The organism is Stieleria bergensis, from assembly GCA_007745635.1.
In the GTDB taxonomy this organism is placed as follows: Bacteria; Planctomycetota; Planctomycetia; order Pirellulales; family Pirellulaceae; genus Stieleria; species Stieleria bergensis.
The window spans coordinates 326,078-352,247 of record CP036272.1 but is presented as its reverse complement, the minus strand read 5'-3'; the positions used below and the strand labels follow the sequence as shown (position 1 = coordinate 352,247).

The 26,170-nt window shown below is 55.3% G+C and carries 21 protein-coding genes; 18 read left to right on the top strand and 3 right to left on the bottom strand.

The annotated features are described in order from the left end of the window. Positions 1–175: 175 nt before the first annotated feature. From SV7mr_RS01030 to SV7mr_RS00995, 8 genes are all read left to right on the top strand, one after another. Complete coding sequence (locus tag SV7mr_RS01030; protein WP_145268402.1) at positions 176–1,135, top strand: hypothetical protein; 960 nt, start codon at positions 176–178, stop codon at positions 1,133–1,135. A gap of 320 nt (positions 1,136–1,455) precedes the next feature. Next, complete coding sequence (locus SV7mr_RS01025) at positions 1,456–2,325, top strand: hypothetical protein (protein ID WP_145268400.1); 870 nt, start codon at positions 1,456–1,458, stop codon at positions 2,323–2,325. A 187-nt stretch (positions 2,326–2,512) separates the two neighbouring features. Continuing rightward, positions 2,513–3,166 (top strand): MotA/TolQ/ExbB proton channel family protein, encoded by a 654-nt coding sequence (locus SV7mr_RS01020; protein WP_145277879.1) that lies wholly within the window; start codon positions 2,513–2,515, stop codon positions 3,164–3,166. A 5-nt stretch (positions 3,167–3,171) separates the two neighbouring features. Beyond that, positions 3,172–3,666, top strand: a complete 495-nt coding sequence (locus SV7mr_RS01015) for an ExbD/TolR family protein (protein WP_145268398.1) — start codon at positions 3,172–3,174, stop codon at positions 3,664–3,666. A 113-nt stretch (positions 3,667–3,779) separates the two neighbouring features. Then, complete coding sequence (locus tag SV7mr_RS01010) at positions 3,780–4,496, top strand: biopolymer transporter ExbD (RefSeq protein WP_145268396.1); 717 nt, start codon at positions 3,780–3,782, stop codon at positions 4,494–4,496. Between the two features lie 75 nt (positions 4,497–4,571). After that, positions 4,572–7,970, top strand: coding sequence for an outer membrane protein assembly factor BamB family protein (locus SV7mr_RS01005; protein WP_145268394.1), 3,399 nt, complete (start codon positions 4,572–4,574; stop codon positions 7,968–7,970). A gap of 137 nt (positions 7,971–8,107) precedes the next feature. Then, positions 8,108–10,447, top strand: coding sequence for an ABC transporter substrate-binding protein (locus tag SV7mr_RS01000; RefSeq protein WP_145268392.1), 2,340 nt, complete (start codon positions 8,108–8,110; stop codon positions 10,445–10,447). 26 nt (positions 10,448–10,473) lie between these two features. Then, entirely contained in the window at positions 10,474–12,627 is a 2,154-nt protein-coding gene (locus SV7mr_RS00995) for a hypothetical protein (RefSeq protein ID WP_145268390.1), read from the top strand. 115 nt (positions 12,628–12,742) lie between these two features. Here the strand turns inward: SV7mr_RS00995 and SV7mr_RS24985 are convergent, their stop codons facing one another. Both SV7mr_RS24985 and SV7mr_RS00985 read right to left on the bottom strand, forming a co-directional pair. Then, the gene (locus SV7mr_RS24985; protein WP_419187945.1) at positions 12,743–13,315 is read right to left on the bottom strand and encodes a S1 domain-containing protein; all 573 of its coding nucleotides are present in this window, start codon (positions 13,313–13,315) and stop codon (positions 12,743–12,745) included. Positions 13,316–13,606: 291 nt separating this feature from the next. Further along, positions 13,607–14,269 (bottom strand): YqgE/AlgH family protein, encoded by a 663-nt coding sequence (locus SV7mr_RS00985; protein ID WP_419187944.1) that lies wholly within the window; start codon positions 14,267–14,269, stop codon positions 13,607–13,609. Positions 14,270–14,563: 294 nt separating this feature from the next. On the opposite strand from SV7mr_RS00985, the gene pdxH reads away from it, so the two are divergent. Both pdxH and SV7mr_RS00975 read left to right on the top strand, forming a co-directional pair. After that, positions 14,564–15,208, top strand: a complete 645-nt coding sequence (gene pdxH, locus SV7mr_RS00980) for a pyridoxamine 5'-phosphate oxidase (protein ID WP_145268386.1) — start codon at positions 14,564–14,566, stop codon at positions 15,206–15,208. Positions 15,209–15,693: 485 nt separating this feature from the next. After that, positions 15,694–16,251, top strand: a complete 558-nt coding sequence (locus SV7mr_RS00975) for a hypothetical protein (protein ID WP_145268384.1) — start codon at positions 15,694–15,696, stop codon at positions 16,249–16,251. A 147-nt stretch (positions 16,252–16,398) separates the two neighbouring features. On the opposite strand, the gene lipA is transcribed toward SV7mr_RS00975, so the two are convergent. Beyond that, a complete protein-coding gene (gene lipA / locus SV7mr_RS00970; RefSeq protein WP_145268382.1) occupies positions 16,399–17,316 on the bottom strand; it encodes a lipoyl synthase in 918 nt (305 codons plus the stop codon). Positions 17,317–17,410: 94 nt separating this feature from the next. Here lipA and SV7mr_RS24980 point away from each other — a divergent pair, with 94 nt between their 5' ends. From SV7mr_RS24980 to SV7mr_RS00935, 8 genes are all read left to right on the top strand, one after another. Next, positions 17,411–17,554, top strand: coding sequence for a hypothetical protein (locus tag SV7mr_RS24980; RefSeq protein ID WP_419187943.1), 144 nt, complete (start codon positions 17,411–17,413; stop codon positions 17,552–17,554). A 22-nt stretch (positions 17,555–17,576) separates the two neighbouring features. Further along, a complete protein-coding gene (gene smpB, locus SV7mr_RS00965) occupies positions 17,577–18,017 on the top strand; it encodes an SsrA-binding protein SmpB (RefSeq protein ID WP_419187942.1) in 441 nt (146 codons plus the stop codon). A 106-nt stretch (positions 18,018–18,123) separates the two neighbouring features. Further along, on the top strand, positions 18,124–18,843 hold the full coding sequence (locus SV7mr_RS00960) for an ABC transporter ATP-binding protein (protein ID WP_145268378.1): 720 nt from the start codon (positions 18,124–18,126) through the stop codon (positions 18,841–18,843). Positions 18,844–18,849: 6 nt separating this feature from the next. Further along, positions 18,850–20,214 carry an ABC transporter permease gene (locus SV7mr_RS00955; protein ID WP_145268376.1) on the top strand — a complete coding sequence of 455 codons (1,365 nt, stop codon included), beginning with the start codon at positions 18,850–18,852 and terminating at the stop codon, positions 20,212–20,214. A 151-nt stretch (positions 20,215–20,365) separates the two neighbouring features. Further along, positions 20,366–21,739: a TCR/Tet family MFS transporter gene (locus SV7mr_RS00950; RefSeq protein WP_145268374.1), complete on the top strand. Its 1,374-nt coding sequence runs from the start codon at positions 20,366–20,368 to the stop codon at positions 21,737–21,739. A gap of 249 nt (positions 21,740–21,988) precedes the next feature. Beyond that, a complete protein-coding gene (locus tag SV7mr_RS00945) occupies positions 21,989–24,001 on the top strand; it encodes a peptide ABC transporter substrate-binding protein (protein ID WP_419187941.1) in 2,013 nt (670 codons plus the stop codon). 48 nt (positions 24,002–24,049) lie between these two features. Then, positions 24,050–24,937: an ABC transporter permease gene (locus tag SV7mr_RS00940; RefSeq protein ID WP_419188513.1), complete on the top strand. Its 888-nt coding sequence runs from the start codon at positions 24,050–24,052 to the stop codon at positions 24,935–24,937. Next, complete coding sequence (locus tag SV7mr_RS00935; protein WP_145268370.1) at positions 24,934–26,163, top strand: ABC transporter permease; 1,230 nt, start codon at positions 24,934–24,936, stop codon at positions 26,161–26,163. Before SV7mr_RS00940 ends, SV7mr_RS00935 begins: the two co-directional genes overlap by 4 nt. The last annotated feature ends 7 nt before the right edge of the window (positions 26,164–26,170 follow it).

Genomic DNA, 26,170 nt, shown 5'->3' with positions numbered 1-26,170 from the left:
TAGTACGCTAAGACAACCCGGTTCGTCAATCGGTTCGCCTTCAGATCTGAGTAAAAACATTGCCCTCAAAACAGGTGCAATCAACGAATCAGGCAGAAAACCTGCAACCGGAAAGTCCAAAGCGGTACAATCGGGGACTCTTCTCGCCCTCCCTTCTCTTCATTGGAGCGTAGCATTGAACGCGGCACTCGACCCCAATCACGCTGACAAACCCCAGCCTGCAAGCCAAACTCAGCGGCCTGCAAGCCAAAACCCGGCGCCAAGACAAGCCGTGGAACTGAAAGTCAGCCGTTTCGAATCCGTGACCTCATTGTTGCTGGCCGTCATGCTGCTGCTGGGATGCTTCGCGATGCTGTTGCTGGCGATCTGGCTACTCAGCGGCGAGCCTCACCAGCACTCCCCAGAAAGACCGTTCCCAACGCTTAGCAGTTCCGCTGCGCCAGGCAAATCACAGCGTGACTTCCTGCCGCCCAGCCCTGACGAGATTGTGAAACTGCAGGAACCGACACTCGAAGAAGCCATTGTTCAGATTAGCAAGGTTGCTGCCAGTGCTGCTGCCAGCACGGACCACCTGCTGGCATCGCGCCAATCTGACGGCGGCAACGACGGGCTCGCTGACGGCCGCCACTGGGACCGCGATGGCGTTAGCGAGGATCGGGGGCCGAAACATGATTTCGTGCCTGAACATGCTCGCTGGGAGATTGCCTTTAACGCCAAGAGCAAACAGGATTACGCCCGGCAGCTTGACCATTTCTCTATCGAACTGGCGGCTTTCGGTGGTGGCAAAGCGGGAATTGACACAGCCACTTCGCTGGCCAGCAATCCGACCGCGGGCCACATCGGCGATCCTTCGACCGAAAATCGGCTGCACTTCTCGTGGAAACGCCAAAACCCCCTGCTGCAATACGATCGACAGCTCCTCGCCGCAGCTGGCATTGACACCGAGGGCCGCGAGATCATCCGCTTTATCGACGATTCGCTTCGGCAAAAGCTGTTAAGCATGGAACAGCTGGCCTGCGAAGAAGCGGGCAAAGCCTTTCCTCAATCCATTCGCAAAACCTATTTCGAGTGCGTCAGTGTTTCTGGCAAATACCAATTTCGGATCGTCGAACAACGCTATCAGATTGGACGATGACAGCGGTGAATCTGCCGGCAGCACGCCAAAACCACCGACTGTCCTAGGTTTCGACGCTTGCCCCGAGCCGTTTCACAGCGCATTCCCTAAAAAACTCTGTCCCCTGAGTTACAAATACCCCACAATAGAACTCCTACAAATCCGCGGTCCGCTGGATTACGATAGGCAGGGACTCCTAGGCGAAGTCACAGAAACTTCTAATCTGTTCCCTTTGCCTGCACGTTAGAAAGACCCAATGTCACTCAGATGGTTACATTGTGTCCTTTTCAAGATTCTGCGTGCGCCCACGTACCAACAACTTTTCCAATTCGCACTCTGGCATGAGCACATCGACCGCCTCTGAAAAATCAGGACTGAAGGTCAGTCGCTTTGATTCAGTCACATCGCTGTTTCTGGCGTTGATCCTGTTTCTGGGCTGCTTTGCTCTGATGCTATTGATCATTTGGTGGCTCAGTGGCGACCCCAAAGCAGACGCTGCGCCGATCGAGATCACGTATTCGGGCACCGAAAACCCGCCGGGTTTCGAGCGTGACTTTGAGCCACCAGGGGCTGAAGAGGTCGAAGACCTGATGGAGCCAACCCTGGAGGACACGCTGGAAGCCGTCACTGACGCGGTCAGCACGGTTGCCGGAGCCCCGACCAGTTCCAACACACCGACCGCAGCGACCACCAAAGGAACAGGCAAAGGTGACAGTCGCCGACCTGGACCGCCCGGTGAAGGCATCGACGCGATCCCCGAATATGAGCGTTGGGAACTGACCTTCAACGCCAAAGGCAGGGATGACTACGCGCGGCAATTAGACTTTTACAAAATCGAACTCTGTGCCTTTGGCGGCGGGCGCAACGGCCTGGACATTGCTTCCAACCTCGCCAACAGCCCACGCAAGCGAACGACCGCAGACCCATCGACCGAAAAGCGAATTTACTTTTCCTGGAAACGCACCAACCCGCTGCGGCAATTCGACCTCCAGCTGCTAGGCCAAGCTGGCATTCAAACCACTCGGCGGAGCACCGTGATGCTGATTAACGAGGAGATGAAACAGACGCTCCTGCGACTGGAAAAGGATTACTGTGAAAAAGCTGGCAAGAAGTTTCCCGAGTCCATCGCCAAGACGTACTTTGAAAGCTCCGCCGGTGGCGGCGGTTATGAATGGAAACTGATCGACCAACGGTATCGGCCGGGCCGCTAAACCACCGTCGATCCCCAAACCGCTTCGAACAATGATGTTTAAAACACGTGCCGGGCACATGAAAACAGGTTGCACGCCCGACCAACCCCAATCCAATTGTCCTCACTGATGAGGAACGCGGCACACTGACTGGCCGCCACCACTATTCCGACATCTGACTCTTCAACGGGAACGACACGAAATGTCTATGATGCTTGCGTACTCTCTTTTCAACATTATCGCTGACGCAACCTATGGTGCGCTGGCCGCCGTCGCGCTGTGGGGCCTGTACTGCATTGTGGTGATCTGGAACCGCGTCAAACAAAAGCGGTTTCGCAACGAAGCTCAACAGGACGCGTTCATGGAAGACGTCGAGCAGATGCTCAACGCCGGCGACTTTGACGGCGTCACTGAATACTGCGAAGGCGACACGCGGGCGTTGCCGCAGATGATTGACATGGCCGTTAGCAATCGGCAGCGCGGCCTGCAACAGGCTCGCAAGTTCATGATGGACCGTTTCCAACGAGATGTCATGAGCGATCTGGATTATCGACTCAGCTGGGTCGGCACCGTGATCAAAAGCGCCCCCATGATTGGTCTCTTTGGAACCGTTTTCGGGATGATGGGTGCGTTCGAATCGCTCTCTGACCCGAGTCAAGATGTTGACCCCGCAAAACTGGCCGGTGACATTCGAGTGGCGTTGGTCACCACCGCAAGTGGTCTGGCGATCGCGATTCCGCTGATGATCATGGTTGCCAACATCAACATTAAAATTGCCAAGATGGAAGACCTGATTGGGTCCGGCCTCGGTCGCTTCATCGACGCCTTCAAAGCTGGTTTGGCGAAAACCGGAGGTCGGTAGTCACCATGAATCAATTCGCCGCTGATCTGATGGACGACGAAGAAGAAGACGATTTCGTCATGCCGCGCAAGAAGCGTGATGAAGACGAGATGGACATCACCCCAATGATCGACATCACCTTCTTGCTGCTCATCTTCTTTGTTGTCTGCTCCAAGATGGATCCCACACAGATGGCACCCATCCCCAATGCCGATCAAGGACTCTCTATCAGTGCAAAAAACTCGGCAGTGATCTTTGTTGAACCGGGCGGAAAAGACAAAGTGATCGTCAAAGATATCACGCAGCGTGAATTCAGTACCGACGAAGACACCCGAACCGGTGAAATCATCGAGTATGTGTCCAAGGAACTTAAAAGCACCAGCACTCGGTTCGACAAGAAGTACGTCATGATCATGAGTAGTGGTGACGTCCCGGTGCGCGAGATCAGCAAGATTCGTCGCATCATTGGTGACAACTTCGACGAGATCGAACGCACTCACATCGCCGTGAAAGAACAGTAAGCTCCGGATCATCACCCTGCGAACAACTCTGTCCCAGTTGTTTGCAAACCAGCCTGGCTGGCCGTTGCGGCCATGCTGACACTTCACTTATCACGTTTCATCATACAGCCGACATGTCGATAACCGTTCATTGCTCTCATTGCGGCGCGATCAACAAAGCCAAAGACTCGTTGGCCGGCAGACGCATTCGCTGCCCTCAGTGCAGCCAAGCGATCACCGTGCCCGCTGCCGACCAAGTCGCCGAAGCCGTGCCCGTCGAAGCGGTCGCCGTTGAGGCCGTGGCGGTTGAAGCAGTGGCCGTTGCATCGGAGCCTCCAGGACTTCCAGCGAACGCTCAACCCGCTGCGCCCGCACCAGCGGTAGATGACGACTTGGATGACGAACCGATCCAGTTCAAACGGTCCCGAGAGGAAGACGAACTGGACATGACGCCGATGGTCGACGTGACCTTTCTGCTGCTGATCTTCTTCATGGTCACAGCATCGTTCTCGTTGCAGAAAGCGATTTCGATGCCCAAGGAGAAGAGCGACCAGCCCAGCACGAACACGACGGATGAACCTGAAGAAGAACAGGAGATGGTGGAAGTGCAAATTGATCGCTTCGGCAACTTCACCGTCTACCTCGGCGATGATTTGCTCGGTTCAAACCCCGGCAAACAAAACTTGCTAAGACTGCTCTCGGCTCGCGAAGTGGTCGACCAAGGCATTCAAAAAATGTCCATTCGCGTGCAAGAAGACTGCAAACTGAAGTTCCTTGTCGATGCCATGGACGCCGGCACCATCAAGGGCTGTACTGATATCGAAGTGACGGAAGTGGAATACCTTGAATAGAGCTGCCACAACGTTCTCTCCCCCTGCTATTGCTGCTTAACTCACTGCCACCCAACCAGACCGAATCCGAACAACATGCTTGCTAACGAACTGATCAACGAGATGGAACGCCGGGGTTTGCTGGATCAGGAAATCATCGAAGCCCTCCGCGAACAACTCAGCCAAGGTGGCGCCAGTGTGACCCCAGAAGCGGTCGCCAAACTGTTGGTTGACAACGGCCAGCTGACTCGCTTTCAAGCCTCGAAACTGATTGGCGAACTGCGCAGCGGCGAATACGACGACCAAAGCACGACCGCAGACCAGGAACTGGGCGTTGATGATTTGGAGGTGGTCGAAGATGAGGTGACCGTGGTCTCCGAGGCCGTTCCCGTAGAGGCAGTGCCCGTTGATGCGGTCCCCGTCGAAGCGGTGGCAGTGGACGCGACTCCCGTTGAAGCAGTGCCCGTGGAGGCCGTTCCCGTCGAAGCGGTGGCCGTTGAGGCAACCCCCGTTCAAGAATCCCCCTCTGGTGCCCGACCATCGAGTGGTGGCAACGGGAATAACAAACGCCCGACCAAGCCAGAAGACAACGAGTGGGACTCGTTCAAAGTTTACGGCTTCGTTGGCATCATCGTTTTTCTCGCTGGCATGATTGCCGGGCTGTATTTCTTGCTGAGTTCGGGCAATGCAGAAGATGAAATCAAGCTGGCTGACGACGCCTATGCTGCGCAAAACTACACCGTCGCACAAACCCGCTACGAAAGCTTTGTAGAAACCTGGGGCGAAGATCATAAGGACGCTTCTAAGTCGCGCGTCCGTGTCGTCCTGACCGAACTTTACCGCGCTGAACAAAAGTCCGATCCAACTTTGGCCTCCGACCTGTCAGTCGACAAACTGCCGACCATTGAACAAGAAGAAGCGATCACGGGGGACCGACCTAATCTCGCTGGCTTGCTGATCGATATCGCAAACAACATTGCCGAAGCCGCGACCAAGGTTCCAGAAACGGAGAAAAAACGCAAGCTGATCATGAAGTTGGACAAACACATGGAACTGTTTGAAAACGCCAACTACATCGACAAAACGCTTCGTGAAACCAACAAGACCAAACTAGACCTGATCTCTGAAAAACGAGCTCGTGCGGCTCGCGACATTAAGCGGAACGAGCAACTCGACAAAGCGGTCAACAACATGTCGACGTTGCTGGAGTCCAAGGACACTAAAGCCGCCTACGACATCCACAGCGAATTACTGCGAGAATACCCCGAGCTACGCCGCAACGAACGCTTGGTCAAATTGATCCTTCAAGCGAGCGACATCCAAAATGAACTCGTGTCAGCGTCGGTCAAAACACCTCAGTCAATCACTCCAAACAACGACAAAGATGTCGAACCGATCATCTTGATGGATCGATCTGGCAATCGCGTTTCCAGCCCAACGGCTTCCACGTACTTCGTGCCTGCTGCTGGCAGTGTTCTAGCGTTCAACGTCGAAGATGGCACGCTGCAATGGCGACGTTATGTCGGCAACAACCTTGCCCACAGCCCTGTCCCACTAGAAGGCGGCGACGCCGTGTTGCTAAGCGTTTCCACAGACCTGACCATCGAACGCTGCGACGGACGCAGTGGGATGGTGATTTGGAAAACCGAAATTGGCGAACCCTATAACCAGCCCATCGTTGCACGTGACTACGTTTATGTCACCACTGTCAGCGGCAAACTGTTCAAGCTGGACGCCACCACCGGCGAGGGACTGTGGTCGACAACCATCCCGCAAACCGTCAACGTTGGACCCGGCGTCGACAACCAACGCTCGGTCTTGTATCAACCCGGCGGGCATAGCAACCTGTACGTTGTCAACGCTCGTAGCGGCGAAAGCATGGAGAGCTTTTACATCGGACATCGCGAAGGGACCATTGCCGTGCCACCGGTTGCGCTGCTTGATCACCTGTTCGTTTTGGAGAACCATAGCCAGGACACCTGCATGATTCACATCCTGAACGTGGATCAATCGGGCGGCGGCCTGAAAAAGGCCCAAGACCCGATCACGATCGAAGGCAATGTGGTCGTTGCACCACTGTTGGATAAACGTCGAATCATCGTGCTCAGCGACCTCGGCGAAATCAAGGTTCTGGATATTGAACCCTCCAGCGAAGGCGAAAAAGTCTCTGTGATCGCCGACGTCGCGCGTTCCTATTCGACGCCAACGCTCAGCCAAATGACTCTCGGGCAAAACGAACTTTGGACGACCGGATCAAAGTTCAGTCGTTATGAAATTCAAGCCAACCGGGGCCAAGTGGTCCCTCGCGAACCTGCCTTCCTGAATGACGCTTTCGTTGGCGAGCCCCTGTTTGTCGGTGATGCCGTGCTGCATGCACGGCGAATGAACGGCACGGATTGGATCCGCGTTGGTGCTGCCGAGCCTTCTTCCAGTGACAGCATTTGGAATGCTGATGTCAGCGCACCGATCGAGTTGATCTTGCCGATTGACGGTGGCGTGCGTGCGATCACCAGCCAAGCCGCTTTGTTTGAATTAGAAGATGCCGCGATCGCATCGAAGTCACTGCGAACACCTCTTGAGTCTCCTGACGACGCCTCGATTGAAACTCGCTTCCAAAACGCGCAAGCTCTCCAAGACGGTCGCTGGATCTTAATCAACAACAGTGATCAAGCAGGGGCACAGAAAGTTGCGATCTACGATCCATCACGTGCAAACGATAAGCTGCGATTGATTTCACTGAACTTAGTCAACGGCGTCCCCGGTGGCCCTGCCTTGTGCGTCGCCAATGGACTGTTTGTGCCACTCAATAACGGCCGAGCTCTGCTCTTGAACTACCAAACGGGTGGCCAGATCAGCAATCCATTCCAACCCAGCAGCAGCCCTTCCGAAAAAGTCACCTGGACCAATTCGATCATTGTGCCGGAAGACAAAACACAAATCGTCCTGGCAGACAATCGCAAAGGCATTTATCGCCTGCGAGTTGGCGATCAAATCTCGCCCCTGGCCGAAGGAAAACTCCCCAGCCAACCACTAGGATCCATTGCTGGCCTGAACAATACGGTGTTCGTGCCAGTCGGCGGAACGGCCGCAGACAAACTGTTAGGTTTCGACATGGCTTCACTGAAGCCAAAGTTTGAAACTCAAACCGCTGGCCGAGTGGTCTGGGGCCCCATGAACGCCGATCAACACGTGTTGATCCTGACCAATGATCAGATGCTTCGAGCCTATGACGATCAAGGCCAAGAACAGTACGCCGTAAAAGTGGGACCAGGCAAAGCAGTCGGCAAACCATTGCTGCACGACGGCAAGCTTGTCCTGGCCGGTGCCGCTGGCTGGGTTGCAGTCATTGACCCCAGCGCTGGACAACTGTCGGGCTGGAAAGACATCGGCCAGCCCTTCTCTGCGACTCCCCTGCCCTATGGCCAACAGTTGCTGGTTCCAGGAGCGGAAGGCGTCATCTTCTCTGTCGACATGCCTCAAGGGGGCCAGCCATGATGCGAACCTCGCTTCACCGTCACGCCCCCCATGCACTTCGCCACCGTCCTGTTTGCGATCAAAGCCATCAGAACGGTCACCCGGCAAGACAATGCGTCGACCAGACGCATCGCATCCCAACGTCACTTGGTTGTTCCATGATCCGAACCTTGCTCTTGTTGGCAATCCTATTGGCCGGCTGCTTGATCCCCGGTGTTGAGCAATCCGCTCAGGCGCAGATCCAGTCTTATTCGCGTCAAGGCAAACCGCCTGAGCTAGGATTGGACCTGCTGCGTCAAGATCCCTATGACCTGATCTTCTTCACGCCCCAATCCGGCGGCGGCTGGGCAATGGTGACACCACTGCCCTTCCGCGACATGCCCTCGCGCCGCGATGGCAAACTTGAGTTCGAAGTCATGGGCTTGCAACCCAAGAAGTTTGGCGCGAAATGGACGGAAATTGAACGGATCGATTTCTGGGAAAAACGCCTGGAACAAGAAACCAGTGATCGCATCGCTGGCGGCGACTTCACCGGGGCATTCCCCTTCCTGTCGATCCTGATTCGCGACTACCCCACGCGTCCAGGCCTGCGGAATCTGCGTTCGGACTTTCTATTCAAAAACGCATTCCAGCGTGCCGAAAAGGGCGAACGCGGCGAAGCGCTCGCTTTGCTAGAAGAACTGCATCAGTACAACCCTGAATATCGCCAAAAAGAAGTCATCAATGGCATCAGTGGCACGACCAGTACACTGATGCGATCGCTGATGGAGGAAAAACAATATGCCATCGCGCAGCAGTTGCTTGTTCGTTTGAAGAAGAGCTACAAAGCCTATAACTTGGAATCCATCTCGCGGCTAGAAAACGAGTTCCTGCAGCTCGCACAGGAAAAACGCGACCAGGCTCTCAAAGCACTTGAGGCCAAAGACTATCGACTCGCTCGGACCCGGGCCATCGAAAGCATCAACCTCAAGCCCGACATCGAGGGCGGCGAAAAGCTGGTCAGCGACATCGCTAAAGCTTATCCCATGGTCCGCGTCGGCGTCCTGCAAGCGGCTCGTGAATTTGATCCGGTGCGTTTGGATAGCTGGGCCGCACGACGAGCCGGACGATTGCTGTATCGCAATCTGTTTGAAATCCATGGCGTTCTCCCTGAAGGCGGCGACTATCGCTTTCTGTTTGGCGACTCGGAACTGTCTGCGGACCGCAAACTGCTGACCTTGAATCTGAACCTCAGCAAGCTGGAACCGCCACTGGACAAACTGGGCATCGATTTTTTGGCCGACCAACTGGCCAATCGCGCCCGCCCAGAACAACCCGAGTACTACACGCCTTGGGCGGCGGCGGTTGACGGGATCGCCATCAATGGCCCCCGGCGAATCGACCTCACACTCCGTCGCCCCAACGTTCTACCGACCTGCTTGCTACAACTGAATGTAGATGGCAGCTGGTTTGGTGGCGAAGCTGGAGAACCAACCAATGATTACAAACTTGGTGAAATCAAAGGTGAAGAAACACGCTTCAAGCTGACCGACATTGCCAAGTCCAATCTCTCCGACCCCTCTAAGCCGCAAGAGATTGTTGAGATCCACTGCAGCAACGCCGGCGACGCCGTGGAACGCTTGCGTCGTGGCGACATCGATGTCCTGGATCAGCTATTCCCTGCTGATGCAGCTCGACTACGCAAAAACAAAGACATCACCGTTGTCCCCTATCCATTGCCGACGGTCCATATGCTGATCCCCTGCTCGGATCATCCCTACATCGCCAATGATAACTTTCGACGGGCGCTGGTCTATGGAATGGATCGCGAGAACATCCTGAACATGTTGCTGGGCAAAGAAGGCGCCGGCTCCGCTGGCTGCCGCGTCCTCTCCGGCCCCTTTCCGGCTGGACTGGACCCCCAAGACCCACTGGGCTACGCGTATGACCAAGACATCAAACCGCACCCCTTTGAACCCAGCCTGTCGCGTTTGCTGAAACAAGTCGCCATCAACATGATGGAAGAAGAAGCGAAACGCAACAAAGAAACACCTCCCAAGCTTCGTGAAATTCGCCTCGCGCATCCAGCGGACAACATGTCCCGTATCGCCTGCCAAACCATCGCTGATCAATGGAAATTGACGGGGCTGGAAGTTGAACTCGTTGAGCTGCCACCGGGCAAAACGATGCCTGATCCAGATCAAGCTGACCTGTGCTATGTCTCGACCGCCATCTGGGAACCCATCCTGGACGCCCGCCGAGTACTGGGACCGGAAGGGCTGGCCAAGTGTGAAGACCAGCTGCTGGGCTTGGGCCTGCGACGACTGGAAGAAGCACTCAATTGGGGCGAAGTGCGACAGCGACTGCTGGACTTGCACTTTATCTCACACCATGAACTCCCCGTGATCCCATTGTGGCAAATGGTCGACTCCTACGCCTATCGCAAGAACCTGCGCGGCGTCGGACGCAACATCATCAGCCTGTACCAAAATGCGGATAGCTGGAGGATCGAATTCTAATGCAAAACCACGCCTTCGAACCTACCATGCAATTCACTCCCATCGCTTCTGCTTCATGCACCACAGCTGCCCGCCACGCACTGCTGCTGGTCGTGATACTGCTGACCGGTGCGTTTGCCACCGCTCAGGAAGACAAGCCCAAACAGCAACCTCAACCCAAAACCGATGCAGCGCAAGCCGACCAGCCAGCAGAGTCCAAGCCCGATGCACCAGCCAATGACTCTGCACGTTCCTTCACCGTGACGGTGGACGACGACGAAATGCAGGAAGTGATGGACTACGAACTGTTCAGCGTCCCACCCTGGGACTTTGCGCCTTATAAGGTCCTGATCTGGATCGCCAGCGACCAACCAGAACATCACACCCCAGCATTCACTGGCCAAGTCAAGACACTGCTGCAGCGGGACTACAATTCAATCTGGGACATGACGGTTGAAACTGCACCACCGGCAGTCAACAGCTTGGCAAATCGATCGATGGACCTGATCACCTACGATGCGATCACGGCCTCCGACCCCGTACTGGCTGTGCGGAATTCGTTGGAATACTCAATTCGGATCAAGAATCTGGCCACTGCCGATGAGCACCTGAAAAAGATTCAGACCACTGAAACCTTGCTGAATCTCATCAAGTCACAGGCTCGGCAAGCCCCCACTGAAACTGACAGCGAAGCGGCAACTGACAGCGAAGCGGAAACGCCGGCCAAACCGACCGCTGACTCGGCAACCAAGTCGGACAGCGAAGCGACCGGTGCCGGAGACATTGCTGAAGACACAGCCGATAACGCCCAGGCCGGTGAAGACGCGCCGCCAAAGCTGTCGGACCCTGAACTGCTGGCCAACCTCATCAGCAAAACAGATGGCTCCTTGAAGGATGCGTTGAAACTGAGCGAGATCTGGGTCCAAGAAGGCACAGAGGCCCTGATCGTCCCTCGCGGCCAAGCGATTGGATTCGCGCCCGAAGGATCGAAATCGAACAAAGCCAAGATCATTGAATTACCGATCAGCGGTCTGGTGAAAGCCCAAGCAGAGTCCTTCGACAAGATTTTTGTGGTTCACATCGACAACTCAACCTCGCTTGGCAGCGAATTGTCCGTGGTCGAAATCGAAACCTTGATGCGAACCAATTCGGAAACCTACACGCGTCCAGTTTCGAATCCTGCGATCCTGCCATACGTGATCAACTACGCTTTGACGGATGCGTTCTCACCCTTGGTTCGCCTGGACGAAGTCGGACGCAAGAAAGCGCAAGGCATCGTCCGCGCCGCTGGGCTGATCACCGACCCGAATTCTGCAGCTCATGTCCCCGCCGGTTCGTTGCTGCAACCGCTGCTACGACGCAACGGTCGCGACGGCAAACCGCTGCAGGTGGGACGCGTTGACTGGGCTTTCCTGATGGTCAAAGACATCGAAGGTGCACGTGCCGAATTGGAACTGATCGACGGGATGGCCGGCGGCCCACTGAGCAGCCGCCCCAGCATGCGAGTCACCAAATGGGGACGCCTGGTCAAACCCTCCCAAGACACCACCACCTTGCGACTGCACGCCAAGAAACGGCCTGACAAACCGCTGATTGGTTACGAACTTCACCAACGATCACTCGGTGAAGACAAAACGTTTTCGCTGGTCGGACGCACCGACTGGAACGGCAATCTGGTGATTGGAAAAGACGTTGACCCCGTGCGTGTGCTGTATGTGAAAAACGGAGGCGCCATCCTGGCGAAACTTCCCCTTGCTCCCGGCCTGACTCAAGTCGAGGTCGCCGATCTCGCCGGCGACGACATGCGTTTGCAAGCCGAAGCCTACGTCCGTGGTCTGCAGAATCAAATCATTGACTTGGTCGCAATCCGTAAGTTGCTCGACATTCGCATTCGCAAACGAGTCAAAGATCGCGATGTGAAAGAAGCACGCGCCATCCTAACCAGCTTGTTCGCCCAGCAAACACGGAAATCGATCGCGGCGGCTCTGGAACTCAAACTACAAGAGTTTATCAATGCGATCAACAAGCAGCGCAATGGCAATCGTTCGGCGATCGCTAGCCAGAAACGGAAAGTCGAGCTGTTGTTTAAATCGGCACGCACCAATTTGGACAAGAACCTGAGCGACCTGATTCTGCAAGACCTGCAAATCCTTGTCACCGAAGCAGAAGCGGGCCGATTCCCACCGGCCGAAGACAAATAGTGTGCCACCACCTGGCCTCTCCTATTGCGAGAGGGCACGGAAGCAAAACGACAACGTTGATGCAATGCGTCAAAGCAGTGTCATGACGCTGGCTCCCGCCAACCAAACGCAACAATCACTTGCGCCAGTCAGGACGCTTGCGACGAGCCTTGGGGTGGTGCGTGATCACTTTGATTGTTGAATCGCGAGCGGTCATCGCGCGCCCCATGGGACGCTGAGTGAATCGCACGATCTTAGCACGCAACTTCTTGTCTTGATCATACACGTCGTCATCAATCTCGAATTCAACGTGACGTGTGATAAAGGCTTCCGGCAACTTCGCTATTCCCACGACAACTTCCACGGGCTTGCCGGTTCCGTCCGATTGCGAGGCTGTGGAGTCGGCAGGACGATGAGAGCCTTGATCGCGATGATGACTGCGTCCCGGTTTTTGATCTCGGTCTGAACGACGATCAAACTTGTTGTTTCGCGAACGTGATCGATCAAACCCAGATCGCTCAGGGCGGTCACGAACTACGTCTTCAAACACCGAACGATGAAAGAAAACATCGTCACGATAGTCCTCGGCGTCAATGAACCCAAACTCGCCCTTGGGATCAATAAAGCTAATGGTGCCCAGACGCTTTCGAGTGATCCGAAACTTCTTGGGCTTGGGCTGATCGTCGGGATTGGGCTTGTTCTGCGACACGCTAAGGACTCAAAGAGATTGACTGCCGATCACAGATTGGTTGGGCAACGTCTTGCCGCGCTGTCTTTTCATCGCCATTTTGATCAGGCGGACAAAGCTCGGATCTGAATTCACGATCGGTCGGAGGCTCAATCCAAGCAGCGTTTGACGACCACTTGGGGAGTCAAAACACTAACATGATTCAGGATTTTTGACAGTGGAAAACAAATTCACCGGTCTCAATTTCGGGTGAGCGGCCCAATCCAGGACAAGGGAGTTAATCCAGGGCGAGCTTTCCAATGAGGGCCGGCCTCAGTTCAAACTGGAATCGGACACTCGCTGCGGCAATCCCACCCACTGGGCCATAGAACCCGCCATGGCATCGGGCAACAGATTTTGCCACATCCATTGATCTTCCTGCCACACGTGCTGGGCCTGAGCGTCGGCGAGGTGCCATAACCCTGCCACAAGCTGCTGCTCCAGTTCAGCTGGCCCCCACCGGAGAGCCCCGATCAAGATGCGGCAATGCTCAGGTCGATCGATGGCCATTTCTGCCAGCGTCTGCCGCGTGACTGCGCCGTACACCCCAGGGCCGATCTGAAATTCTCCGTGCTCTGGCTCGCCACAAATCGCGAGCATGGGGCTGGCCAGAGGCCCGCCAAAATGGACTTCACCCAGAGCCTGCAATGCCGCCGCGATGACCGCGTTCGCCTGGTCCGTCTGGGCACTCTCCAGGCGATGAGCATCCCGTGTCGTGCCCTGGCCACTTTCGAACTGGCGTGGTTCAGCACTCTCAGCTGCATGAACTTGCGTTGAAATCGGCCGATTCAACAACACCGCTGAAATCCGACGCTCGTGGTGCTCAACCACCATGGCGACGGCCTGAGAAAGAATCGAATCGCGCATGGATGTCGAAGCGACCAAAAGCTTGCCAACAAGGGAGGGCACCGCTGGTCCAGTGAATGAATCTTGCATTGTCAACTCTGTAGAGAAAGCCACGAAAGCGGCATGATGAAACCTGTCGTCAAAGTGACAGCCCGTCATCGCCTTGGTCTGGGAATTGCAACGTCCGTGCCAATGGGGCCTGGAAAGAAACCAATTTTCTCCGCCCGCTGGCGGACTGGCTGAACGCTGGCTAGCGGCCTAAACTTGCTTGTCTGGAACCACCAACGATCCCGGACGCAGACTTTACAAGCACGCAGAATTTGGTAACCCATTCCCTTCCTCTTCACAGCCCATCCCCAACGCCTTTCAACCTGGAACTGAGACATGAGCCTGTACGAGATGCGGCGGAACTACACCCTCAAGACGCTGCAAGAAACAGACGTCGATCCCGACCCAATGGTTCAGTTTGATCGCTGGTTAAAAGAAGCAAACGTCAGCGACCTGCCCGATTGGGTGGAAACCAACGCGATGACGCTTGCGACCAGCGACTTATCCGGCAACGTGACCAGCCGCATTGTGCTCCTGAAGGGATTGGATGACGGAAAATTCTGGTTCTACACCAATTACAGGTCCGCCAAGGCCTCGCAAATCGAGTCCAACCCGCGCGTCTCACTGTGCTTTCTCTGGCAACATGTCCAACGTCAAGTTCGGATCGAAGGCACAATCAGCAAGGCGCCCCGAGAGCAATCCGAACGGTATTTTCACATGCGCCCACGGGACAGCCAATTCGGAGCCCTGGTCAGCGATCAATCCGAAGTGATTGCCTCTCGCGACGTCCTGGAGCAGAAACTAAGCGAACTGCATCAGACCTACGGCACGGGCGAAATCCCCTGCCCTGAATCCTGGGGAGGCTATGCGGTCGATCCCCAGAGCATCGAATTTTGGCAAGGAAGACAACAACGACTTCACGACCGGCTACAGTACTTCCGATCTGATTCAGGCTGGAAATTACAGCGTCTGGCGCCATGATCGACGCGACAAATTGAAGGAAAAACGCGGCCTTCAAGCTTTTGTGGCGGATCAGCGAATTCGTTGAACATTCATCTCGACAGGTTGCAATGGCCACACATCGAGAATGCCACTGGTGTATGATGTGGGGGCTAGATTGACTGCCGGTTTCAAGCGTTCTATTTGCTAGCAAATGACGAGCAAACAAGAACCGAGCAATCGGCCGCCACTAGCCACCGACAGAGGGTGATCGAGTTCTTGATGTGTGCGTTTGTTCAATCAACTTGCTTGATTGACGAAACCATGGTTGCCAGAATCGGTTAATCACACAGAGTGAGCAGAGATCACGAAGGCCGAGCGCGTTCATCCTGATGATTCGCTTGATCGGCAGGTGCCCTCCTTCCATTGTCAAGTGGCGACTGCAACACCGGCCATGCAACTGCAACGCCCATGACACCACACAACCACACCTACCCTTCCTTCTTCCATTACTTGGAGAACACAGAATGTCACGTTTGATTACGTCTGTCGCCGCTGTGGCAATGTTGCTTGGATCAATCAACCTCGCTGCTGCAGGCGAAGGCCTGAAAACCGGCGACGGCATTGGTGCCTTTTACGTCACCAAAGTTTGTGGCGCCGACAGCGATGGCGTCGACCAAGGCGAGCAACTGTGCTATCGCTGCCGCTATGGCTCTCGCCCCATGGTGATGGTTTTTGCTCGCAGCACCGACGGCAAAGTTTCAAAACTGGTGAAAGAACTGGACGCAGCCGTTGAAGCGAACAAAGACGCTCAACTGAAAGGCTTTGTCACCCTGATGGGCAAAGATGCTTCCGCACTAAAAGACAGCGCCAAAGCAGTTGTCTCTGACTCAGGTGCCAAGAACATCCCTGTCACCATTGCCAAAGACAACGTCAGCGGACCTAGCAACTACAAGATTGACGCTGACGCAGAAGTCACCGTCATCGTTGCTGCCGGCGGCCGCGTTGTTGCTAACCACTCCAGCAGCGCTGCTGAACTGAACGTGGACAAAGTCATCGGCGCTGTCAACAAAGCCGTTAACTAAGCTCTGACACCGAACTTGACCTGGGTCTGTCCCATCTTCTGGTTCAACTGAAACGCACGCCCAACTTGGGCGTGCGTTTTTTCATTGGGCGACGACACTGCGTCACGAGGACCTGCCATCAGACTGGCAAGCCCCGCAGCGCCAACGCTACTCGGTTTCAGCCATGTCACGTGCGTGGTAGCTACTGCGAACAAAGGGGCCACTAGCGACTTTAGTAAAGCCCATTTGCTTGGCGATCTCACCCAGCTCATCAAACTCTTCGGGCGGCACGTACCGCACCACGGGCAAGTACTTCTCGCCGGGCTGCAAGTATTGGCCAAGCGTCAGAAAATCGACGCCATATTCACGCAGGTCAGCCAAGGCATCGAGCAACTCGCCACGCTCTTCCCCCAGGCCCAACATCAAACCGCTTTTGGTTTTGACTCCAGGGTCGTACTCTTTGACCTTCTTCATCATACCCAAGGTCCACTGGTAATCACTTTTGGGACCACGGACACGTCGATACATTCGAGGCACGGTTTCCATGTTGTGATTGAACACGGTCGGCTTGGCTTCAATGACGCGGGCGAGCGCTTCCTTGCAGTGCACGAAGTCAGGCGTTAGCACTTCGGTGGTAGCGCCCGTTCGCTCGCGCACGGCGACCACACACTGATAAAAGTGATCAGCGCCACCATCCAGCAGATCGTCGCGCGTCACACTGGTGATGACGACGTGCTTTAGCCCTAGACGGGCAGCGGCTTCGGCAACACGTTCGGGCTCGTCAGCTTCGGGCAATTGTGGCGGACGACCACGATGGACAGCACAGAAGCCACAGGGCCGAGTACAGGTGTTGCCCAGAATCATGAACGTCGCCGTCTGCTGGCTGTAGCACTCCATTCGGTTGGGGCACTTGGCATTATCGCAAACCGTCTCCAGCCGCAGCTCATCCAGCAGACCCGCGGTCATGTGGTTGGCGTTACTTCGGGGGATAGGGCGTTTGAGCCACTTGGGCAGTCGGCCGCTGGCACTCAGTTCGGTGCCCTCTGGAATTTCAGGATCGGCGACGACAGGTAATCGAAAGGCCATGTTCGTGCTGGTCGAATCAAGTAGAAGGGGTCATCCAGCCAATCGGAACGAACCGAATCGGCTCACGGGGCGTAGTTTTTCACCAGGTATTGTAGTGAGTCTGACCAAAGGGCAATGGCTAACTGGCCCGACCGAGATACAATCCAGGCGTTATGGCAAAAAGCAAAGCGAAGAAAGCGAAGAAAGCGAAGAAAGCGAAATCGTCCAGCGGCAAGGGCAGCGGAAAGGGGAAAAGTAAACCCCAGCCACAGATAACGATCGTGGCAGAAAACCGCAAAGCCCGCCATCGTTACGAAATTATCGACACCCTGGAGTGTGGATTGATGCTGATGGGCAGCGAAGTCAAATCCATGCGCGAGGGCAAACTGTCACTTGACGAGGCTCATATCCGGGCCAAGGACCGTGAACTGTGGCTGATTGGCGCCGACATCGCTCATTACAACAACGCTGGCATGTGGAACCACGATCCGCGACGCCCTCGCAAACTGTTGGTGCATGATCGGGAGTTCGACAAGTTCGCCGCACGTGCCCCTCAACAAGGACTAACACTGATCCCGCTGCGCGTCTACTTTAATGATCGCGGGCTGGCCAAATGCGTGATGGCCTTGGTCAAGGGTAAAAAGCTTCACGATAAACGCGAGACCATGAAACAGCGCGACACCCAACGCGGATTGCAGCGGGCCATGCGTCGCGGAAGCTAGCCAGCAGCGTGGCGGAAAACCACCCTTCGACCCCTTTAAATTCAAATCCGAAACGGACTGAGCCAACGGTTCGCATCTCCCCCTCTCCGCTTGACGATCCAACATCATGCCCAACCCCTACAGCGATGGAAGTGGCGGCGAAGTGCTGCAGATCACCAACTTGATCATGCGTTACGATCAACCAGGCGGTGGCTCTCTAACCGTGCTCGACATTCCGGAGTTCTCGATCGGCACCGGTGAACAGCTTGCCATGGTCGGCCAGAGCGGCGGCGGCAAAACGACCTTGCTGCACTTGATCGCTGGCCTGCTGGCTCCGACCAGCGGTTCCATCAAACTTGCTGGCGTTGAACTCTCGACACTTTCTGAACAGGGACGCGACCGCTGCCGAGCCGCCAACGTGGGCTATGTCTTTCAAACATTTAACCTGCTGCCTGCCTTCACGGCGCTGGAAAACGTGCAACTAGGCATGGCCTTTGGACAACGCCCAGTGGACACCGCGCGTGCCAAGGACTTGCTAGACCGAGTGGGTCTGTCCGATCGCATGACCTACAAACCACGACAGCTTTCCGTTGGACAACAACAGCGTGTGGCGATCGCCCGTGCACTCGCGGGCAAGCCCAAGTTGTTACTTGCCGATGAACCGACGGCCAATGTTGACCCCGCCAGCGCAGACTCGGTCCTGGACCTGATCATCAACTCCTGTCGCGACGAAGACATTGCCCTGCTCATGGTCACCCATGCCATGGAGGTCACCGAACGATTCTCTCGAGTCGATCGACTGGATGAAATCAATCGCGTTTTGCTCGCGACTCAATCGGAGAACTGATTCAAGATGTGGTTAATTCGAATCGCGTGGCGGAACTTTCAGTACCGCGCACTTTCCAGCCTGCTAACAACTCTTTCGCTGACCCTAGGCGTCGCCTTAGTGGTCTTGGTGCTGGCGGTCGTCGGCATTGTCAGCGAAGCGTTCTCGCGCAATGCACAAGTCGGCTACAACCTCGTCGTCGGCCCCAAAGGCAGCGCGTTACAGCTCACGCTCAACAGCGTCTACTACCTCAGTCAACCGATTGAGAACCTGCCGTTTACGGAGTACATGGAGTTCTTCGACAAAGACACGCGAGCCAAAATGGTACGCACATACGGCGGCGATCCAGCGTTGGGCGAACGTGCCGGCAAGTATTCCGCGCACACCAACGGTGGCTTTGCGATTCCGCTTGCCTTGGGTGACTACCTGGGCGAGTATCGCGTGGTCGGCACGACACCGCAATTTTTTGAAGACCTGCGTTATGGCCCAGAGCTAACCGAGCCATTCAGCTTCCGTGAAGGCCGCGCACTGAAGTCCTACACCGAAGAAAACAGCTTCTTTGAAGCCGTGCTTGGCTTTCGAGTTGCCAAGACGATGAACCTAAAAGTAGGCGACACGTTTAACTCCACCCACGGCGATCCAGAAGGCATGGGACACGGCCAAGGCTTCGTCGTCGTCGGGGTGATGGAACCGACGGGAACGCCAAACGACCGCGTGGCGCTGGTTAACCTTGAAGGCTTTTACCTGCTGGAAAAACATGCCAAGCCTCTAAACGGGGACGAAGTCATTGCCCCGGCGACCGAGGGGATCGTTGACGCCAAAGGGTTCAAGCAAATCACCATCCCCGAACGCGAAGTCACATCGATCCTGATTCGCAGCGGCAACCCCATGCTGGGTGTCGTGTTACAGAATACGATCAACGAAAGCCTCCGAGCTCAAGCGGCTGCTCCAGCGGGCGAGATCACAAAACTGATGGACGCCTTTATCGGCCCCGTGCTGACTGCCTTGCTGGTGATCACGCTGATCACCTGTGTGGTCGCCGCCGTTGGGGTTTTAGTGGCAATCTATAACTCGATGAACGACCGCCGCCGAGACATCGCCGTGATGCGAGCTCTGGGGGCGCGACGCGACTCAGTGACGGCGATCATTCTGGCCGAGAGCCTCTTGATTGCCGTGATCGGTGCGGTGGCCGGCTGGCTGCTGGCCCACGGGACAATCTGGCTGGCCAGCGGCGTGATTGAGCAGCAGGTCGGGATCCAAGTCGGCATCTTTAGCGTCAGCGAATATGAAACTTGGGTCTTTCCGCTGGTGATCATGCTGGCGCTTTTCGCTGGTTTTTTGCCTGCGATGTCGGCCTATCGGACAAATGTGGCAACAAACTTGTCCGCATAACTTGCCTGAGGGGGCTGTGAGATAACGTCTTGATTACGATAATCTGACTATCAGTTTAAAAACGCGTTTACCACGCGTCTGTTGATCCATTGACCCGGATATTGTCGTCCCCCAGGGAGCACGGTTCCGGTCGCCAGCATTGCCGCCGCACATGAACCCGCCCCCTTCTGATCCTGCTGACGACAACCCGAACCAGCCCCCCGGTGATGCGGGCGATGGAGCGGTTGGTGAAGGAACTGACGGTGCAGCCGGCGACTCAATGGGCACCCAATCCGGCCAGGGTGGGAAACGCCAAGCTGGCATGCTGTTCATCTGGATCACGCTGTTCATCGATATCCTGGGCATCGCGATCGTGATCCCTGTGCTGCCTGGATTGGTCCAAGAGCTGACAGGCCTGGATTCGTCCGGTGCGAGCGTTTGGTATGGCGTCATCGCTGCATCTTATGCTGGCATGCAGTTTCTGTGTGCCCCGGTTGTCGGCGGACTTTCCGATCGCTTTGGACGACGACCGATTCTTTTAGCGTCACTGTTTGGGCTAGGCGTCGACTTTATCATTCAGGGCTTCGCCAATAATGTTTGGCTGCTGTTTGTCGCGCGCATGATCGGCGGTGTCTTTGGAGCCAGCTTTACCAGTGGCAATGCCTACATTGCTGACATCTCGACTGACGAAACCCGTGCCAGAAATTTTGGCTTGGTGGGTGCGGCCTTCGGCCTAGGCTTCATCATCGGACCCGCTGTGGGCGGTGTTCTATCCGACACCATCTCTATTCGTGCACCGTTCTTTGCCGCTGCCGGATTGGCGATGGTGAATTGGCTGTACGGATACTTTATTTTGCCGGAATCACTGCCTCCGGAGAAGCGTCGCAACTTTTCGATCAAGAACTTTGGGCCGCTGGCAGCCTTCAAAACACTGCGCCGCTACCCCTTTGTCGCTGGACTGGCCATTGCGTTCTTGCTGAAAGCCCTGGCACAGCGAGGCATGGAGAATGTCTTCGTGCTGTTCTCGGAGTTCAAGTTTAACTGGAGCCACACTGGCGTTGGATTCTTTCTTTGCTGGGTCGGTGTGACCGCGGTGATTGTCCAAGGTGGGATGGTTCGCCCGACCGTGAAGCGGTTTGGTGAACGACCGGTGCTCCTGTTCGCCACCATCATCTCAGCGATCTCATTCGTAGGCTATGCCTTTGCTAGCGATCCCTGGATGCTTCCATTGATCGCCATGGTCGGCGCCTTGGGCGGTCTGGCCGGCCCGACCATTCAAAGCATGGTCACAAAAACAGTCGACGAAAGCGAACAAGGCGAAGTCCAAGGTGCTCTGGCCAGCATGCAAAGCCTGACCAGCGTGTTCGCTCCGATCATTTTCACCAGTGGTTTGTTCCGCTTCTTCACCAACGGTGATCGTGAAACGACCAGCGGCGACCCAATCATCTTTCCCGGGGCACCGTTTTTGCTGGGGGCGATTCTGATCGCACTGGCATTTTCTGTGACGTTAATCGTGTTCAAAAAGCACCCCGAATCTGATTCGTAGGGTGGCATGTCGGGCATCCTCAATGATCCCCGGAAATCCATCGCTGCCATGCCTCATTTACTGAGAACCGATTTGCAAGGCAATTAGAATGCAGTTGCGTCGCTGAGCAGCGTTGCGGGATTCTTAGAATTCTTGGCGAAGTCGCCGTTGCATGTCGCTTGCTGTCGGTCAAAACGGTTACCATTTGCACAGTTGCTCAGCTTCAGCACAGCTTGCCCATCCGCCCCACCACCAGATCGAGCTTGAGTAGTGGCCCCGGAAATACGTCGTGGATTCATCATCGCTGCCCTGATTCTTCTGGTCTTCGCTCTTTTATGGGCGTCGCGCACGGAGAACATTCCGCCGGCAGACTTCTCCTTACAAAACGGCACCGATCCGAAGACGATTGACCCACACCGGGCTTCAGGACAACCGGAAAGCCGGATCATCTTTGAGATCTTCGAAGGCCTGATGCGGATGCTGCCCGAAGGCGATCCCGATCCAGAAACCGGCTTGCAAGCGCTTTCGCCACAGCCTGGCATGGCCAAAAGCTACGACGTCAGCGAAGACGGCAAGACCTACACCTTTCACCTGCGTGATGACATTCTTTGGACCGATGGCACGCCCGTCACTGCGCATGACTTTGCTTGGTCCTGGCATCGCATGCTCCATCCAGCCACTGGATGTGAATACGGGTACTTGATCAATGAATTGCGACTCGCCGAGGCCTATCACAAGCAGCTGTTAAACATCGGCGATCGAGTGGAAGTCGAGCTTTGGGATCGGCCAGAAGATGGCGATCCGAACAGCGATGAAAAGGGAGCACTGCAACACTTTCCACGTGGAACCATTGTCTATGGCTGGCTGCGTGAGATCGAAAAGACACCTGAACCGGAGTTTGAAAAAAACGAATCAGGCGAATACATCCAGAATGAAGATGAACGCAACAGCGCGATCGCCCAGTGGAAACAGTCATGGATCTACCGCATTGACGTCGTCCCCACCGATGACGCCGACCAACCACAGTGGGATGGCAACGCTGAATCGCAACGCTTCAGTCAGTCATTGGAGATCTGCAGTGCAGACCAAGACATCCAGCGAACGCACTTTGTACTCGTTGACTTTGTGCACAACGGTGGAGCTCAAGCCATCGACGACAAAACCTTTGTCGTTCACCTGAACAACTCCATCCCCTACTTCTTGAACTTGGTGGCCTACTACCCGCTGTTTCCGGTCAACAAGAAATGCATCGAGACCCACGGTGCACCTCTGTGGACCAAAACAGAGAACATCGTCACCAATGGCCCCTTTAATCTTGATTTCCGTCGTTTGCGAAACCGCGTCCGCGTGCGTCGCAACCCCGACTACTGGGCCATCGATCGAGTCGGCTTGGAAACCATCGACTTCATGTCCTTGGAAAGCCAGAACACGGCGTTGAACATGTACGAGACGGGCCAACTGCACTGGATCAATGATTTACCCACCAGTGTTCTGGAAGAACTGCAGAAACGCGACGACTTTCACAGCGGACCGAAGCTCTCTATCTACTTCTACAAACTCAACACCGCCGTCAAGCCGCTGGATCAAGTCAAGGTTCGTCAAGCGCTAAGCATGGCGATCAATCGCAAACAGATTGTCGAAGAAGTGACCAAAGCGGGACAGCAGCCTGCATTATCCGTCGTGCCGCCCGGCTTGGCAGGCTATCGAGGCGCCGAGGGATTGCCAGAGAACCTGGAAAAAGCACGCGAACTCTTGGCCGAATCGGGCTATCCCGGTGGCCGTGGCTTTCCCAAATTGACCTTGATGTACAACACCAGTGAAACGCACCGGCCGATCGCGGAAGTCATTCAGCAACAGCTGCAAAACAATCTGAACATCAAGATCGAACTGAAGAACATGGAATGGGGCAGCTTCATCGAAACGGTGCAGCAAGAAGACTATCAGATGGCACGCTATGGCTGGGTGGGTGACTATCCCGATCCGAATACCTTCCTGGATCTCTGGGTTTCCTCCAGTCCCCAGAGCAATACCAACTGGAAAAATCCTGAATATGATCGCTTGATTGTTGCTGCCGGAAAGGAGTTTGATTCGAAAAAGCGAATGGAACTCCTACGACAGGCTGAACAGATTCTGGCTACTGAACTGCCAATCATTCCGATCTATTTCTACACCTCGGCAGAGATGGCCAAGCCAAACATCGAAGGCTTTGCTCCATCAGCGCAAGACCTGCATCCGCTGTCAGTGCTGCGTCTTCGCGACTCATCAACCGCCACCAAGGAGTGATTTAGGGTGCGAGATTTAGCTGGCTACATACTCAAACGCGGGCTCTGGATGGTGTTGACCTTATGGGTCGTTTACTCCATCTCGTTTGCGCTCATGCGTAGCGTCCCGGGCAACCCATTTAGCAGCGAACGCGGTATGCCGCCAGCGATCGAATTGCAAATGAAGGCGCGCTACAACCTGGATGCACCCATCATGCAGCAGTACGTGGACATCCTGAAAGGAATCGTATTCCGCGGCGACATGGGCTGGTCTTACAAACTGGAAGATTACAGCGTCAACCAAGTGATCGCCGAAGGCTTTCCAGTGTCTGCCTCACTGGCCATCTTTGCATTGGTCTTTGCATTGATCCTAGGCATCACCGCCGGGGTGATCTCAGCTGTCTATCGACGCACGCCCGCTGACACAGCCTTGATGATGGCTGCGGTGCTGGGGATCGCGGTGCCGAACTTTGTGATTGCCAGTATCGCGATTCTCTTGTTTGTTTTCATGCTGCAATTGTTTCCTGCTGCCGGCTGGGGCACGCTCAGCCAAATCGCACTGCCAGCGTTGTGCTTGGGCATGCCGATCGCAGCGTACATTGCTCGCCTGACGCGAACCGGCATGTTAGAAACGATGACCAAAGACCATGTGCGAACGGCCTTTGCCAAGGGCTTGCCTCGCCACAAAGTCATTACCCGTCACGTCTTACCGGGCGCCTTGTTGCCCGTGGTGTCTTATCTGGGCCCAGCGGTCGCTCGCGTGCTGACCGGCTCCGTTGTACTGGAAAAGATTTTCGCCCTGCCTGGCATGGGCAGCCACTTCATCAACGCTGCGTTGCAGCGTGACTACACCGTCGCGATGGGGATGGTCTTGATTTACACGGTCCTTCTGTTTGTGATGAACACATTGGTTGATATCACGTACAGCATCATCGATCCGAGGGTCAAACTGCAATGATGACTGACTCGAATCGAGAGACATTGGAACGCATCCTGGCCGAATCGAAAGGGATTCACGGCGTTTCACTCTGGCAAGATGCATGGCGGCGATTGCGGCGCAACAAGACAGCGATGATCTCGCTGGTGTTCTTGATTTTGCTGGCAGTCATGGCGTTTATCACGCCACTGCTGCCACTCCAGAGCCCAATCGACAAAGACCTGAACAACCGCCGTTTCCTACCGCCCAATTTGCAGGCGGTGGTCATGGGCAGTCGAGCCGATCTCAAATTTGAAGGCGGAACGCTGACTGGCGAAATGGCCAAGTTCGACAAGATGATCGTCGCGCTGCAGGAAGATGCGGCACAGACCGGCGATGCGGATGAACAGCAGAAAATCGCTGAGAGCATTCAGAGCCGGATGGAAGTCGAACACCCGTTCAACCAACTCTGGAATGAACTGGACCCGTTGTCATGGAAAATGACCGAGATTCGGATCGCAGTCTTCGGTGACTATTCGATCCCGAGTGTTTTTGGAACCGACAAACTGGGACGCGACTTATTAGCACGCGTGTTTTGGGGTGCTCGAGTTTCACTGATCGTTGGAGTGATTGCCGCGCTGGTCAGTTTGATCATCGGTGTCAGCTATGGTGCCATTGCAGGATACTTTGGCGGTCACATTGATGCGGCGATGATGCGTTTGGTCGACGTGTTGTATTCCGTCCCATTCTTCTTTGTGGTGATCTTCCTGCTAACGTTCCTTGGCGAACCCGACGTGAAAGCTTGGTTCGACAGCGTTGGAGTCGATCAGATCATGGTGTTTTACATCACAATTGGAGCGATCTACTGGCTAACAATGTCGCGTGTTGTTCGTGGTCAAGTGCTCGCGCTTCGGCATGAACAGTTCATCGAGGCTGCTCAGACCATCGGGGCTTCGCCGCCGCGGATTATCTTCCGGCACCTGGTTCCCAATGTGATGGGCGTCGTGATCGTCTACCTAACGTTAACGATTCCCAGCGTGATGCTGTTTGAAGCCTTCCTGTCCTTCCTGGGCATGGGGGTTGCACCGCCGGACGTCTCCTGGGGCCTGTTGCTGAATGATGGAATCGAAGCACTCTCCATCATCAAAATCTTTTGGTGGGTCGTTCTTTTTCCCGGCGCCGCATTGGCATTCACCCTGTTTGCTCTGAACTTCCTTGGGGATGGGCTGCGGGATGCACTGGACCCACGGATGAAAAACCGAGATTAACGTCACG

Coding starts and splice junctions, on each gene's coding strand:
- SV7mr_RS01025 (WP_145268400.1), top strand. CDS start 1,456: ATGAGCACATCGACCGCCTCTGAAAAATCAGGACTGAAGGTCAGTCGC.
- SV7mr_RS01020 (WP_145277879.1), top strand. CDS start 2,513: ATGATGCTTGCGTACTCTCTTTTCAACATTATCGCTGACGCAACCTAT.
- SV7mr_RS01015 (WP_145268398.1), top strand. CDS start 3,172: ATGAATCAATTCGCCGCTGATCTGATGGACGACGAAGAAGAAGACGAT.
- SV7mr_RS01010 (WP_145268396.1), top strand. CDS start 3,780: ATGTCGATAACCGTTCATTGCTCTCATTGCGGCGCGATCAACAAAGCC.
- SV7mr_RS01005 (WP_145268394.1), top strand. CDS start 4,572: ATGCTTGCTAACGAACTGATCAACGAGATGGAACGCCGGGGTTTGCTG.
- SV7mr_RS01000 (WP_145268392.1), top strand. CDS start 8,108: ATGATCCGAACCTTGCTCTTGTTGGCAATCCTATTGGCCGGCTGCTTG.
- SV7mr_RS00995 (WP_145268390.1), top strand. CDS start 10,474: ATGCAATTCACTCCCATCGCTTCTGCTTCATGCACCACAGCTGCCCGC.
- SV7mr_RS00985 (WP_419187944.1), bottom strand. CDS start 14,269: ATGCAAGATTCATTCACTGGACCAGCGGTGCCCTCCCTTGTTGGCAAG.
- pdxH (WP_145268386.1), top strand. CDS start 14,564: ATGAGCCTGTACGAGATGCGGCGGAACTACACCCTCAAGACGCTGCAA.
- SV7mr_RS00975 (WP_145268384.1), top strand. CDS start 15,694: ATGTCACGTTTGATTACGTCTGTCGCCGCTGTGGCAATGTTGCTTGGA.
- lipA (WP_145268382.1), bottom strand. CDS start 17,316: ATGGCCTTTCGATTACCTGTCGTCGCCGATCCTGAAATTCCAGAGGGC.
- SV7mr_RS00960 (WP_145268378.1), top strand. CDS start 18,124: ATGCCCAACCCCTACAGCGATGGAAGTGGCGGCGAAGTGCTGCAGATC.
- SV7mr_RS00955 (WP_145268376.1), top strand. CDS start 18,850: ATGTGGTTAATTCGAATCGCGTGGCGGAACTTTCAGTACCGCGCACTT.
- SV7mr_RS00950 (WP_145268374.1), top strand. CDS start 20,366: ATGAACCCGCCCCCTTCTGATCCTGCTGACGACAACCCGAACCAGCCC.
- SV7mr_RS00940 (WP_419188513.1), top strand. CDS start 24,050: ATGGTGTTGACCTTATGGGTCGTTTACTCCATCTCGTTTGCGCTCATG.
- SV7mr_RS00935 (WP_145268370.1), top strand. CDS start 24,934: ATGATGACTGACTCGAATCGAGAGACATTGGAACGCATCCTGGCCGAA.